The sequence below is a fragment of the Streptomyces sp. NPDC002144 genome (assembly GCF_053593695.1).
This window is the reverse complement of record NZ_JBSFDB010000003.1, coordinates 302,972-316,617: the sequence shown is the minus strand read 5'-3', so window position 1 is coordinate 316,617 and position 13,646 is coordinate 302,972. Positions and strand designations below refer to the sequence as shown.

Here is a 13,646-nt window from a genome sequence, read left to right as displayed (position 1 = left end):
GGTCGGGTTCCGGGCGCCGGACGCTCACACGGAACGCAGCCGCACGGCCTGCGGGGCCGCCTCCTCCAGCTCCAGGAGCCACACCTCGTTGTCGCCCTCACGCAGGACCGGACCGGGCACGTACAGGGAGCGCTGGGGGCCCGCCGTCCAGTAACGGCCCAGGTTGAAGCCGTTGACCCAGACGAACCCCCGGGTCCAGCCCGGCAGTTCGAGCCGTGCGTCCCCGGCGCCGCGCACGGTCGCCGTCCCCCGGTACAGCCCCGGTGCGCCGTCCTGTCCGAGCGGCTGGAAAACGACGTCCCCGATGTCGTCCAGCGCGTCCAGCCGCAGCCCACGCGCGCGTACCCCGTGCAGATACTGCCGCTCGTGCAGCAGCCCCCCGGTGATGCCCTTGGTCTCGCCGCTGCGGGGCCCGTAGTTCACCCGCCCCAGGGACTCCACCCACAGCTCCACGCGCGCGTGCCCGGCGACCGGCTTCGCCAGCTGCTCGTCGCCCTCGGTGAGCACGCCGGCCCGCTCCCCGTCGACGTACACCACGGCCAGGTCCCGCAGGCCGCGCGCGGTCAGCGGGTACGGCGGCCGGGGGCCCGGCACCGTCACCGCGTACCGCACCACACCCCGGTCCACGTCCAGTTCCTCGAAGGTGGGCGGGACCGGTGCCGCGACCTCCTGGCCGCCCCGGCTCTCCAGGACGGCGTCAAGCGGCGTCCAGCCGGTCAGCCGCACCTCCGCCTCCGCGCCCAGCCGCGCGGGCGCCGGCGGCGGCTCGGGCAGCGGGCCGTCCGCGTACGCGGCGAGCACCTCCCTGAAGCGCCAGAACTTGTCGGTCGGGTTGCCGAACTCGTCGATCGGGGCGTCGTAGTCGTACGACGTCACGTCCGCCTCCAGCGGCCCCGTGTGCAGCTCGCCGCCGGGGCGGTTGGCGCCCGCCCAGCCGGCGAAGTTGGTGCCGCCGTGCGCCATGTAGACGTTGACCGAGGCGCCCGCCTGAAGGATCTCGCGCAGCGCGGCCGCCGCGTCCTGGGCGTCCCGGGTGATGTGCTCGCCGCCCCAGTGGTCGAACCAGCCGCACCAGAACTCCATGCACATCAGCGGCCCCTCCGGCTGGTGCCGGCGCAGCGTCTCGAAGGCCTCGCGCGCGTGGGAGCCGAAGTTCACCGTGGCGAGCACCCCGGGGATGGAGCCGCCGGACAGCATGTGGTCCTCGGGGCCGTCCGAGGTGACCAGCGGAACCGTCACGCCCCGCGCCCGCAGCAGCTCGGCCAGCCGGCGCAGGTACTCCTCGTCCGAGCCGTAGCTGCCGTACTCGTTCTCCGCCTGCACCATGATCACCGGGCCGCCGCCCTGGTCGATCTGCCGGTCCACGACCTGCGGCAGCAGCACCCCGAACCAGCGCTCCAGGTGCTCCATGAACCGTTCGTCACGGGTACGCGCGCGCGTGCCCAGCTCGCCGGTCAGCCAGTGCGGCAGCCCGCCGTTCTCCCACTCGGCGCAGATGTAGGGACCCGGCCGCACGATCGCGAGCAGCCCCGCGCGGTGGGCCGCGTCCAGGAAGCGGCCGAGGGCCGCCACGTCCTCGTACTCGCCCGGCCTCGGCTCGTGCAGGTTCCACGGGACGTACGTCTCCACGCAGTTGAGGCCCATCGCCCGCAACATCGCCAGCCGGTGTTCCCAGTGCTCCTCGTGCACCCTGAAGTAGTGCAGCGCCCCGGACAGCAGCCGCACCGGGCGCCCGTCCAGCAGGAAGTCCTTTTCCCCCACCCTGAAATCGGTCATGCGCCAAAGCCTCACCCCTGGCGGTTGTCACCGTCCATGGACAAAGATCAGCGCTGCTTGGACGAAAAGAGCTGCTTGGACGAAAAACCGGCGGCCGGGACGATGCGGGAAGGAGCGCGCGGATGTACCACACCTGGATGCGGTTCTTCACCCCCGGACCGGCCCACCACCGGCTCGGCCTGGTCTGCCTCGGCGTCGGACTGCAGTACGGCGCGCTGCCCACCGTCGGCCCCCGCACCCTCGACCACCACGTCGCCGTCCTCGTCAGCACGGGCAGCGGCTGGTTCCTCGACGCCGACGGCCGCCGCACCACCGTCACCGCGCCCGCCCTGCTGTGGCTCACGCCCGGGGTGCCGCACCACTACGGGGCCGACCCCGAGGACGGCTGGGACGAGGGGTTCGTGGTCTTCGACGGGCCCGCCACCGCCACGTACACCGAACTCGGCTACATCGAACCGGACCGGCCCGTGGTGCCGCTCTCCGACGCCACGGGCGCGCGTGCCGTGATCGGCCGCATCGCGCGGGCCGCCCGCCGCGGCAACCCGCTGCTGGAGGTGGAGACGGGCGCCGCCGTCCACGAACTGCTGGTCGCCCTGCGCCGTGCCCGGGCCGACCTCGCGCCCGACGGCGACCCCGTCCTCAAGGCCCTCGCCCGCGACGCCTGTCTGCCGCTGAGCGTCGCCGACCACGCCGCCCGGCACGGCATGACCCCCGCCGAACTGCGCACCGCCGTACGCCGGGGCGCCGGCTGCAGCCCCAAGGACTACCTGCTCGGCATCCGGCTGGGCCGCGCCAAGGAACTCCTCGCCGCCACCGAACTGCCCGTCGCCGCCGTCGCCCGCCGCGTCGGCTACGACGATCCGGCCTACTTCTCCCGGCTGTTCACCCGCCGCGTCGGCATGGCGCCGATCCGCTTCCGCGCGCAGCAGTTCCGCACCGTCCCCGGCGGCTGGAGCAACCAGGTGCCCGATCCCGACGATCCGCCCATGATCGAGCACACCCCCGCCCCGTAGGCTGTGCGCCCATGACCACCAGCAACAACGCGTCCGGCGAGATCGACCCCGCCGTCCGCGAGGAACTCGCCCGGCTGCGCGACAGCATCGACAACATCGACGCGGCCGTCGTCCACATGCTCGCCGAGCGCTTCAAGTGCACCCAGCAGGTCGGCCGGCTCAAGGCCGTCCACCAGCTGCCGCCCGCCGACCCGGCCCGCGAGGCCCGGCAGATCGAGCGCCTGCGCGGCCTGGCCGAAAGCGCCAAACTCGACCCGGCGTTCGCTGAGAAGTTCCTGAATTTCATCATCGCCGAGGTGATCCGCCACCACGAACGCATCGCGGAGGACACCGTGAACGGCTCCGCGAAAACGGCGAATTGACCTCGGTCGACACCGCGGGGGAGGTGACAGCGGAGCCCGCAGGGGGCATGCTGCGCTGTGCACTCCTTGTCAGCTGACGGGCACACCGTGTCAGCGCTCCGGTCATAAGCTGGTTGTCCACGCGGGAGGGACGTCGGGCCATGCCGGATGCCAAGATCCTCATCGTCGACGACCACGAGGACACGCTGTACGCGCTGGAGAGCGCCCTGGCCCCGCTGGGCTATCTGCTGGGCCGCGCCACCAGCGGCGACCAGGCGCTCAAGCAGGTGCTCCGCGGGCAGGTCGGACTCCTGCTGCTCGACGTCCGCATGCCCGGCGTCGGCGGTCTGGAAGTGGTGCGCTACATGCGCCGCGTCGAGCAGACCCAGCACATACCGGTCATCCTGCTCACCGGATTCGGGCTCGACCACGAACTGACCGCCACGGCCTTCGGCCTCGGCGTCGCCGACCTGATCACGAAGCCCATCGACCCCTGGGCGCTGCGCACCAAGGTCCGCTACCTCTACGACGCCCACCGCCGCAGCCTCGCCCTGGAACAGGAGATCCGCGACCTGCGCGCCCTGGTCAAGGGCAACGGCATGCCGGGCCCCGCCGCCCGCCCGGCCCTGCCCCACCCGGACGCCAGGGTTCCGCTACAGCGGGACACCGGTGACACCGCGCCGGCGCAGGAGCGGACATAGGGCGTGTAACGGTCCGCCCCTGTGCCGTGTCAGTGGCATCGGGCAGCATTACCAGCATGTCCGTACTGACGCGCGACGAAGCGCAGACCCGTGCCAGGCTCCTCGACGTCCACCGCTACACGATTGACCTCGATCTGACCGCCGGGGACGAGATCTTCGTGTCCCGTACCGTGATCCGCTTCACGGCCCGCGCGGACGCGGACACCTTCGTCGAGCTCAAGCCGGCCGAACTGCGCAAGGCGCTCCTCGACGGCCACGCCCTCGACCTGGACACCTTCGAGGGCAACCGCCTGCCCCTCACCGGCCTCGCCGCCGGCGAACACGAACTGCTCGTCGACGCCACCATGCGCTACTCCCGCACCGGCGAGGGCATGCACCGCTTCACCGACCCCACCGACGGCGAGACCTACCTCTACACCCAGCTGTTCATGGACGACGTCCAGCGCGTCTTCGCCGCCTTCGACCAGCCCGACCTCAAGGCCGTCTTCGACCTCACCGTCAAGGCCCCCGACGGCTGGAGCGTCCTGGCCAACGGCATCACCGAGCACCTCGGCGACGGCCGCTGGAAGGCCGCGTCCACCCCGCTGATCTCCACCTACCTCGTCGCCGTCGCCGCCGGCCCCTGGCACTCGGTGCGCACCGAACACCGCGGCCTGCCCTTCGGCATCCACTGCCGCCGCTCGCTCGCCCCCTACCTCGACACGGACGCCGACGAACTGTTCGAGATCACCCGGCAGTGCTACGACCGCTACCACGAGAAGTTCGCCGAGCCCTACCCCTTCGACTCCTACGACCAGGCGTTCGTCCCCGAGTTCAACGCCGGCGCCATGGAGAACCCCGGCCTCGTCACCTTCCGCGACGAGTTCGTCTACCGCTCCGCCGTCACCGACACCGAGCGCCAGACCCGTGCCATGGTCATCGCCCACGAGATGGCCCACATGTGGTTCGGCGACCTGGTCACCCTGCGCTGGTGGGACGACATCTGGCTGAACGAGTCCTTCGCCGAGTACATGGGCTACCAGACCCTCACCGAGGCGACCCGCTTCACCGACACATGGACCGACTTCGGCGTCGCCCGCAAGGCCTGGGGCTACGACGCCGACCAGCGTCCCTCCACCCACCCCGTGGCCCCCGAGGCCGTCGAGGACACCGCCTCCGCGCTGCTCAACTTCGACGGCATCTCCTACGCCAAGGGCGCCTCCGCACTGCGCCAGCTCGTCGCCTGGCTCGGCGAGAAGGACTTCCTGGCCGGCATCAACACCCACTTCGCCCGGCACCGGTTCGCCAACGCCACCCTCGCCGACTTCATCGACTCCCTCGCCTCCGCCACCGAGCGCGACGTCCACGCCTGGGCCGACGCCTGGCTGCGCACCACCGGAGTCGACACCCTCACGCCCGTGGTCACCGCCGCGGACGACGGCACCCGCTCCCTCACCGTCGAGCACAACGGCAGCCGTCCGCACCGCATCGCCGTCGGCGTCTACGACCTGGACGTCGCCGACGAGAGCCGCCACCTGGTGCTGCGCGAGCGCCTCGACCTCGACATCCCACAGGGCGAGCCCCACGTCCTCGGCAAGCGCCCCGCCCTGCTCCTGCTGAACGACGGCGACCTCACCTACGCCAAGGTCCGCTTCGACGTCGAGTCCTTCGAGACGGTCATCGCGAACCTCTGCGGCCTGCCCGAGCCGCTCACCCGCGCGGTCGTGTGGAACGCCCTGCGCGACGCGGTGCGCGACGGTGAACTCCCGCCCGCCGCCTACCTCCAGGCCGCCCGCACCCACCTCCCGCACGAGACCGACCTCGCCGTCGTCCAGGGCGTCCTCGCCTTCGCCTCCGCGCAGATCGCCGGCCGCTACGCCGACCCCGAGGGCCGCCCCGCCGCCCTCGCCACGCTCACCTCCCTCTGCCGTGACCTCATCCGCCGCACCGAGGACGGCGACAACCCCGGCCTGCGCCTGGTCGCCGTGCGCCACTTCATCGACGTCGCCGCCCAGCCCGACACCATCGCCGCCTGGCTCGCGGACGGCACCGTGCCCGGGGGCCCCGAGCTCGACCCCGAGCTGCGCTGGCGCGTGCTGGCCCGGCTCGCCGTCCTCGGCGCCACCGACGAGGCCGCGATCGCCGCCGAACTGGAGCGGGACCCCTCCGCCACCGGCCAGGAGGGCGCCGCCCGCTGCCGCGCCGCGCTGCCGGACCCCGAGGCCAAGGCGCGGGCCTGGGAGGGGATGTTCGGGCGCGACGACCTCTCCAACTACCTGTTCATCGCCACCGCCCAGGGCTTCTGGCAGCCCGAACAAGCGGATCTGGTACGGCAGTACGTGCCGCGCTATTACGCCGACGCGGTCGCCGTCGCCGCCCGCCGCGGCCCCGCCATGGCCGACGCCGCCGGCCGCTGGGCGTTCCCGTCCCACGCGGTCGACGAGGAAACCCTCCGCCTCGGCGAGGCCTGCCTGACCGACGCAAACCCGATCCCGGCCCTACGCCGCAAACTGGCGGACCAACTGGACGACCTGGCACGAGCGCTGCGCGTCCGCCAGGGCTAGGGGCGCCCGCTCCGGGGTCGGGAGCGCATTCTTGGTCGCGGGGCGCATCCCTTGCCGGGGCGCGCCCCAGGGCCAGGCGACGGACGCTTCGTAACCGGGGCGCCAGCAGGGCTGAGGGGCGCGCACTCCGGAGCCGGAGAGCGTCAGGACCTGGCGGCGCGCACGTCGGGGCCGGAACGCCGGCAGGGCTGAGGGGAGGCGTACTCCGAGGTTGCGGGTGGATGCCGGGCCTGGCGACGGTCGCTTCGTGGCCGGGGGCGCCCAGGGCTCAGAGACGCGCACACGGGAGTTGGAGGCGCGTCCTGATCCTGCGGCGCACTTCGGGCCGAAGCGCCGGCAGGGCTGAGGGGGCGCGTACTTCGGAGTCGGGGCGCATCCAGGGCCAAGGGACGCGTGCTCCTGGGCCAGAGGCGCGTCCAGGGCAAGGCGACCTGCACCCCCTTCCGGAGCGCGGCCCGGGCTGGGGGCGTATCCAAGGCCTGGCGGCGCGCATTCACGAGTCGAGGTGGGCTCAAGGTCAGGTGGTGCGTGTTCCGGGGCTGAGTACGCGTCCTGGGGCAGGTGGCGAGTAGCCGGGGCCGGAGGCGCGTTGAGGGCCGGGCGGCGCGTAGCCCGGTGCCGGGGCGCGTGCTGGCCGGCGGCGTATGCAAGGCCAGGCAGCGCGCATTTACGAGTCGAGGTGGGCTCAAGGTCAGGTGGTGCGTGTTCCGGGGCTGAGTACGCGTCCTGGGGCAGGTGGCGAGTAGCCGGGGCCGGAGGCGCGTTGAGGGCCGGGCGGCGCGTAGCCCGGTGCCGGGGCGCGTGCTGGCCGGGGGCGGATGCAAGGCCAGGCAGCGCGCATTTACGAATCGAAGTGAGTTCAGGGCCAAGTGGCAGGTGTTCCGGGGCTGAGTACGCGTCCTGGGGCAGGTGGCGCGGGGCCCGGGGCCGGAGGCGCGTTCAGGGCCGGGCGGCGCGTACCTCCGGGCGGGAGCGCATCGTGGGTCCGGGCTCATCGCCGGCCAGGCGGCGCGCATTCATGAGTCGTGGTGGGTTCAGGGCCAAGTGGCAGGTGTTCCGGGGCTGCGGTCACGCGTCCCGGGGCAGGTGGCGCCGGTCCAGGGTCAGGTAGCGCGTCTCGGGGCAGAGGGCGTGGGACCCGGGGCTGGGGGCGCGTCTCGGGGCACGTGGCGCGTGGTCCGGGTGCGGAGCGCACACACCGGGATGGGCGGCGTGCGCTTCCGTGCCAAGGGGACCGCCGTGGTGGGGTTCGTCGCGGGCGCCACCCCGCGCCACCCCTCTGTCCCCTCCCGCCGGGACACCCTTTCGGGTTTCGCTCGTTGAACCTTTCGGGTACGCGCGCTCATCCAGGTACAAGCTGGAACTCCCTCAGCACGCGTGCCCGGGAGGAACCCATGAGCACACCGAGCCTCGCCTCGGGCCCGGAGGGCCCCGACGCGCTGCGGCCGTTGCTCGACACCGTGCTCGGCGCGCTCGCCGACGGCACACGGGCGCGCGGAGGACCCCTGCCCGCCGGCGGGCCCGACGCGGTCGCCGAGCGGGTGCGGGCCGCCGTGGGCGACGTACTGCCGCCGCACGGCGACCCCCACGCCCTGCGCGCCCTCGTCCACGCCCTCGCCGAAGGCTCCGCCGACCCGGCCGACCCCCTGTGCGCCGCACACCTGCACTGCCCGCCGCTCGCGCTCGCCACCGCCGCCGACCTCGCCGCGAGCGCCCTCAACCCGTCCCTGGACTCCTGGGACCAGGCCCCGGCCGCCTCCGAACTGGAAGCCCTGGTGACGCGTGCGCTGGCCGCCGAGGTATACGGGCAGGCGCACGGCACCGGAACACCGACGGCACCCCCACCCGACGCCCTGGTCACCACCGGCGGCACCGAATCCAACCAACTCGCCCTGCTGCTCGCCCGGGAGAGCCTCGGCGCCGGTGTCCGGCTCGTCGTCGGGGCCAACGCCCATCACTCCCTGCCCCGCGCCGCCTGGCTGCTCGGGCTGCCCGAACCCCTGACCGTCCCCGCCCCCGCGGGCGTCCTCGACCCCGCCGCCCTGGACACGGCCCTCGCCGCCCTCCCCGGACCGCACCTCGTCGCCGCCACCGCCGGCACCACCGACGCGGGCCTCATCGACCCCCTGCCCGAGATCGCCGCCCTGTGCCGGGCCCACCGCGCCCGGCTGCACATCGACGCCGCCTACGGCGGAGGCCTGCTGTTCAGCGACCGGCACCGCGACAAGCTCACCGGCCTGGACGCGGCCCACACCGTCACCCTCGACCTGCACAAACTCGGCTGGCAGCCGGTCGCCGCCGGCCTCCTCGCCGTCCGCGAGCCCGACGACCTCGCCGCACTGCACCAGCGCGCCGACTACCTCAACGCCGACGACGACACCGAGGCCGGCCTGCCCGACCTCCTCGGCCGCTCCCTGCGCACCAGCCGCCGCCCCGACGTCCTCAAGACCGCCGTCACGCTCAAGACCCTCGGCCGCGCGGGCCTCGGCGCGCTGGTCGACCAGGTCTGCGCCACCGCACACGAGTTCGCGGACCTCGTGGCCGACCGTCCCGGCTTCGAGCTGTACGACCGGCCCGTCATCAGCACGGTCCTGTTCCGGCCCGCACACGCCACCGACGCCGCCGTCGCCGCCGTACGCCGAGAACTCCTCCACCGCGGCCGCGCGGTCCTCGGCCGGGCGCGTCCCGACCACGGCCGGCTGTGGCTCAAAGCGACCGTCCTCAACCCCCACACCCGGCCCGCCGACCTGGCCGCCCTCCTGAAAGCGGTCGAAGAACTCGCGGAAGGAAACGCCCCCCGATGAGCACCACCCCCCACCCCCACCCCCCGCACCGCGAGCCCGACGCCCCCCGCGACCTGGTCGGCATCGGCATCGGCCCCTTCAACCTCTCCCTCGCCGCCCTCGCCCACCCCCTCGCCGAACTCGACACCGTCTTCTACGAACAGCGCCCCGGCTTCGACTGGCACCCCGGTCTCCTCATCGACGGCGCCCGCATCCAGGTCCCCTTCCTCGCCGACCTGGTGACCCTCGCCGACCCCGCGAGCCCCTGGACCTTCCTCAACCACCTCAAGGCCCGCGACCGGCTCTTCCCCTTCTACTTCGCCGAGCGCTTCCACATCCAGCGCACCGAGTACGACGCCTACTGCCGCTGGGTCGCCGACCACCTCCCGGGCCTGCACTTCCGCCACCAGGTCGACGCCGTCCGCTGGAACCCCGAACGCGACGTCTTCGAGGTCGACTTCACCCAGCTCGACGCGGACGGCGAGGCCGAGGCCCTGGGCCGTACCTACACACGGAACGTCGTCCTCGGCATCGGCAGCGAACCCTACGTCCCCGAACCCCTCAAGCCGCTCGTCGAGGCACCCGCCGTGCCCGTCGTGCACGCCGCCGACTACCTCGCCCACCGCGACCGTCTGCTCGCCGCCGGGCACGTCACCGTCATCGGCTCGGGACAGTCCGGCGCCGAGGTCTTCCTCGACCTGCTGCGCGCCCGCCCCGTCGGCCGCGAGGGCCTGCACTGGCTCGGCCGCACCGAGGCCTTCGCGCCCATGGAGTACTCCAAGCTCGGCCTCGAACACTTCACCCCCGACTACACCCGCTACTTCCACGCCCTGCCCGAAGGCGTCCGCGACCGCCTCGTCACCACCCAGTGGCAGCTCCACAAGGGCATCGACGCCGACACCATCGCCGCCATCCAGGACGAGCTCTACCGCCGCACCCTGCACGGCGGCTGGCCCGACGCCGTCCTCACCCCGGGCGTCCGCGTCCGTACCGCGGGCCGTGTCGCGACGACCAAGGTCGAGCTCCACCTGGAACACGTCCAGCAGAACACCCGCTCCCGCCTCACCACCGACGCCGTCGTCCTCGCCACCGGCTACCGCGAACGCCCCCTCGACAGCCTCCTGGCAGGCCTCGACCCCTACATGCGCCGCGACAGCCGCGAGCGCCCCCGCGTCGACGACCGCTTCCGCCTCGTCCTCGACCCCGCCGTGACCGGCGCGATCCACGTCCAGAACGCCGAACGCCACACCCACGGCGTCGGCACCCCCGACCTCGGCCTCGCCGCCTGGCGCAGCGCCACCATCCTCAACTCCCTCACCGGGAAGGAGACGTATCCGCTGCCGGCCCGCACGGCCTTCACCACCTTCGGACTCGAACCGCACGAGCCGCAGATCCCGCAGGCCCGGCAGGCGGCCCAGGTCCTCACCCCGCTGGTCGAGGGAAGGTAAACAACCGGCCCGGGAAGGAAGACCTCCGGCGGCGGCGGTGTTGGCTCCGCACATGACCACCACCTGGATCGCAGCCCACCGCTCCGCCGTCATCAACCCGTACGAGGCCTTCCACCTGTTCGAACCCCGCGGCTTCGGCGGGCAGACCATCAGGCAGTCGGTGCGCCTCGCGGGAGGGGGCGAGGCGCTGCGAGTGCGGTTCAGCAACCGCTACGGCAAGGAGCCCCTGCGGATCGGCGGCGCCCGCCTCGCCTTCCGCACCCGGGGCAGCGGCATCGACCCCGCCAGCGACACCCCGCTGCGTTTCTCCGGCGCCGGGACGGTCGACGTCCCCGTGGGCGAGGAGATCGTCAGCGATCCGGTCGAACTGCCCGTCAGCGCGGGGGAGGAGCTGACCGTCAGCCTCCATCTGCCGGGCGAGACCGGGCTGAGCACCTACAGCGCGGTGCCCTACGACATCGGGTACGCCGTCCCCGGTGACCAGCTGTCCGCCGAAACCCTGGAGGGTGCGGAGGAGTTGCCCCTCGGTCACTACCTCACCGGCGTCGACGTCCTCGCCCCCGAGGGCACCCGGATCGCCGTCGCGTTCGGCGACTCCTGGATCGAGGGCGCCTTCACCACACCCGGCACCGACAACAGCTTCCCCTCCCAGCTCGGCCGCCGCCTCACCCGCGGCTGGATCGTCAACCAGGGCATCTCCGGCAACCGTCTGCTCAGCGACGAGATCGGCGACCACCTGCTGTCCCGCATCGACCACGACGTCCTCGCCGTCCCAGGCGTCAGCCACGTCCTGATCCACATCGGGCTCAACGACCTCGGCCTGCCCGGCACCATCGCCTACCCCGACCCCGCGGAGGGCCCGAGCGCCGCCGAGTTCACCGCCGGCCTGACCGCCCTCGCCGACCGGCTGCACCGGGCCGGGCTCACCGTCATCGGCTCCACCATCGGCCCCTACCGCGGCACAGCCTACGACGGCTACGACACCGAGGCCGGGCAGGCCGTGCGCCGCGAGGTCAACGCCTGGCTGCTCGGCGACGGCCACCCCTTCGACGCGGTCGTCGACGTCGCCGCCGCCGTCGGCGACCCGGACGAACCCGACCGGATCCGCGCCGAGTTCAACGCCGGCGACGGCCTCCACCTCAACGACGCCGGCGCCAAAGCGATCGCCGACGCCATCGACGTAAGCCTGCTGGACCTCTAGAACACGGCGTTCAGAAGACGGGCGTTCCGGCCCGGGTCAGCTTCCAGTCCACCGACGCGAAGTCCTTCGGGTCCAGCACCCCCTTCGCCGTCACCCACTCCGCGATCCGCGTACGGATCTCCGTCGACTCCGACCACAGCTCCCGCGCGGACGCCACATGCGGGAACGCGCCGCCACCGTTGGCACGGTAGTTGTTCACCGCCAGCACGAACTGCTGCGCGTCGTCCAGCGGGGCACCGGCGTAGGTCAGGTTCCCGATCCGCGAACCGGCCGGCCGGGAGATGTCGATGTCGTACGAAAGACCCGACACATAGTCGTAGTTGTAGTCCGGGCGGCCGCCGGCGTTGGTCAGCTTCTCCACGTCCACCACCGCGTCGGCCGCGGTCTGCACGAAGTACTCCGCCGAGTACTCCAGGTACGCCCGCAGCTGAGCACCCGTCAGCAGCTTGGCGACCAGCGTGTTGTCGTACACGTACAGGCTCGACAGATCCCGGATCGTCACCCTGCCGGCCGGGATCTCCGAGGTGCGGGAGAAGGGGGAGGCCTGCGCGACGACGGGCAGCGAGGCGTACGACGTGCCCGCCAGCGCCGCCTTCACCACGTCCTCCTGGACCTTGGTGATCAGGTCGATGATCGGCGCGTCCTTGTACCGGGCCTCGACCGTCGTGAGCGTCTCGGTCGCCGTGCCGACGACCTGGTTGACGTACTCGACGACCTTCGCGTGCTCGTCCGACAGCAGCTTGGTGATCTTCGGGTCGTCGGCCACGGTGTTGGAGTTCAGCACCTTCGACGAGACCGACTCCACGGTCCAGCGCCCCCTCGCGAAGACCAGCTCGACGTCGAAGACCGACAGCCGCTCAGCGAACGCCAGCGGCTCCGAGAGCACCACCGTCCTGCCCGTGGTGGCGTTGGTGACCTTCAACTCCGGGATCTCCACGTGCGCGTGGCCCACCAGGATCGCGTCGATGTCCGGCACCTGCTGCGCCACCAGCGCCGCCGAGTTCTCCACGTACGGCACCTGGTCACCGTAGGAGGAGGTGCCGGAGGAGCCGCTGTGCGCGGAGACGACCACCACGTCGGCGCCCATCGACTTCAGCCTCGGCACCCACTTCGCCGCCTGCTCCTCAAGACCCGGGAACTCCAGCTTCCCCTGCACATACGCCTTGTCCCAGATCGCGATACCCGGATTGGTGAGCCCGAGCACCGCGACCTTCACCGGCGGAAGACCCGGCACGTGGAACTTCTTGATGATGTACGGCGGGAAAGCGGGCTTCTGCGTCCTCGCGTCCAGCGCGTTCGCCCCCAGCAGCGGGAAACGCAGCTGCTTCTCGAAGGCGCGCAGCGTCTCCAGACCGTAGTTGAACTCGTGGTTGCCCAGCGCCGCCGCGTCGTACCCGATCGCGTTCATCGCCTGCGCCATCGGGTGCACCGGACCGCCCTTCGCGGTGATCGGGTCCACCTTCGCGTAGTAGTACGTCAGCGGGGTGCCCTGGATCGTGTCGCCCGCGTCGAGCAGCAGCGTGTTGCAGCGGCCCTTCTCCGCGCGCACCTGGTTCACCAGGGTTGAGACACGGGCCAGGCCCTGCGCGTTGCCGGCCTTGTCGGAGTACTCCGCGTCCTTGAAGTAGTCCCAGTTGAAGACGTGCCCGTGCAGGTCGGTCGTGCCCATGACGGTCAGCGAGTACCGCCTAGGGGCGGGCTTCTGCGCGGCCTCGGCCGCCGGAGCCGCCACCGCGCTCGCCAGCGCCACGCCCGCTCCGGTCGCGGCGGACTTCTTCAGGAACTTCCGGCGGTTCAAGGGCATGTCTGGATCTCCTCGGGAAAAGGTCAACGACGCGCG

The 13,646-nt window shown here is 72.3% G+C and carries 9 protein-coding genes; 7 read left to right on the top strand and 2 right to left on the bottom strand.

Annotated features, from left to right (window positions below; all coding sequences use genetic code 11):
• Positions 1-24 precede the first annotated feature (24 nt).
• Positions 25-1,776 (bottom strand): glycoside hydrolase family 35 protein, encoded by a 1,752-nt coding sequence (locus ACWCQ1_RS06400; protein ID WP_358595069.1) that lies wholly within the window; start codon positions 1,774-1,776, stop codon positions 25-27.
• A 122-nt stretch (positions 1,777-1,898) separates the two neighbouring features.
• On the opposite strand from ACWCQ1_RS06400, the gene ACWCQ1_RS06395 reads away from it, so the two are divergent.
• The 7 genes from ACWCQ1_RS06395 to ACWCQ1_RS06365 all read left to right on the top strand — a co-directional run bounded on the left by ACWCQ1_RS06395 (position 1,899) and on the right by ACWCQ1_RS06365 (position 11,806).
• Entirely contained in the window at positions 1,899-2,789 is an 891-nt protein-coding gene (locus ACWCQ1_RS06395) for a helix-turn-helix domain-containing protein (RefSeq protein ID WP_358595066.1), read from the top strand.
• An 11-nt stretch (positions 2,790-2,800) separates the two neighbouring features.
• Positions 2,801-3,151 carry a chorismate mutase gene (locus ACWCQ1_RS06390; RefSeq protein WP_133042773.1) on the top strand — a complete coding sequence of 117 codons (351 nt, stop codon included), beginning with the start codon at positions 2,801-2,803 and terminating at the stop codon, positions 3,149-3,151.
• Positions 3,152-3,291: 140 nt separating this feature from the next.
• Positions 3,292-3,831, top strand: a complete 540-nt coding sequence (locus tag ACWCQ1_RS06385) for a response regulator (protein WP_133042772.1) — start codon at positions 3,292-3,294, stop codon at positions 3,829-3,831.
• A 56-nt stretch (positions 3,832-3,887) separates the two neighbouring features.
• Positions 3,888-6,374, top strand: coding sequence for an aminopeptidase N (pepN, locus tag ACWCQ1_RS06380; protein WP_451025968.1), 2,487 nt, complete (start codon positions 3,888-3,890; stop codon positions 6,372-6,374).
• 1,394 nt (positions 6,375-7,768) lie between these two features.
• Positions 7,769-9,178 (top strand): pyridoxal phosphate-dependent decarboxylase family protein, encoded by a 1,410-nt coding sequence (locus ACWCQ1_RS06375; RefSeq protein WP_358595060.1) that lies wholly within the window; start codon positions 7,769-7,771, stop codon positions 9,176-9,178.
• Positions 9,175-10,605, top strand: coding sequence for a lysine N(6)-hydroxylase/L-ornithine N(5)-oxygenase family protein (locus tag ACWCQ1_RS06370; protein WP_358595058.1), 1,431 nt, complete (start codon positions 9,175-9,177; stop codon positions 10,603-10,605). Before ACWCQ1_RS06375 ends, ACWCQ1_RS06370 begins: the two co-directional genes overlap by 4 nt.
• A gap of 52 nt (positions 10,606-10,657) precedes the next feature.
• Entirely contained in the window at positions 10,658-11,806 is a 1,149-nt protein-coding gene (locus ACWCQ1_RS06365; protein WP_451025967.1) for a GDSL-type esterase/lipase family protein, read from the top strand.
• A 10-nt stretch (positions 11,807-11,816) separates the two neighbouring features.
• Here ACWCQ1_RS06365 and ACWCQ1_RS06360 read toward each other — a convergent pair whose 3' ends face one another.
• Positions 11,817-13,610 carry a bifunctional metallophosphatase/5'-nucleotidase gene (locus ACWCQ1_RS06360; RefSeq protein ID WP_451025966.1) on the bottom strand — a complete coding sequence of 598 codons (1,794 nt, stop codon included), beginning with the start codon at positions 13,608-13,610 and terminating at the stop codon, positions 11,817-11,819.
• Positions 13,611-13,646: the final 36 nt, after the last annotated feature.

Bases quoted from the DNA above. Each gene is read 5' to 3' on its own strand.
- ACWCQ1_RS06400 (WP_358595069.1), bottom strand. From the start codon at position 1,776: ATGACCGATTTCAGGGTGGGGGAAAAGGACTTCCTGCTGGACGGGCGC.
- ACWCQ1_RS06395 (WP_358595066.1), top strand. From the start codon at position 1,899: ATGTACCACACCTGGATGCGGTTCTTCACCCCCGGACCGGCCCACCAC.
- ACWCQ1_RS06390 (WP_133042773.1), top strand. From the start codon at position 2,801: ATGACCACCAGCAACAACGCGTCCGGCGAGATCGACCCCGCCGTCCGC.
- ACWCQ1_RS06385 (WP_133042772.1), top strand. From the start codon at position 3,292: ATGCCGGATGCCAAGATCCTCATCGTCGACGACCACGAGGACACGCTG.
- pepN (WP_451025968.1), top strand. From the start codon at position 3,888: ATGTCCGTACTGACGCGCGACGAAGCGCAGACCCGTGCCAGGCTCCTC.
- ACWCQ1_RS06375 (WP_358595060.1), top strand. From the start codon at position 7,769: ATGAGCACACCGAGCCTCGCCTCGGGCCCGGAGGGCCCCGACGCGCTG.
- ACWCQ1_RS06370 (WP_358595058.1), top strand. From the start codon at position 9,175: ATGAGCACCACCCCCCACCCCCACCCCCCGCACCGCGAGCCCGACGCC.
- ACWCQ1_RS06365 (WP_451025967.1), top strand. From the start codon at position 10,658: ATGACCACCACCTGGATCGCAGCCCACCGCTCCGCCGTCATCAACCCG.
- ACWCQ1_RS06360 (WP_451025966.1), bottom strand. From the start codon at position 13,610: ATGCCCTTGAACCGCCGGAAGTTCCTGAAGAAGTCCGCCGCGACCGGA.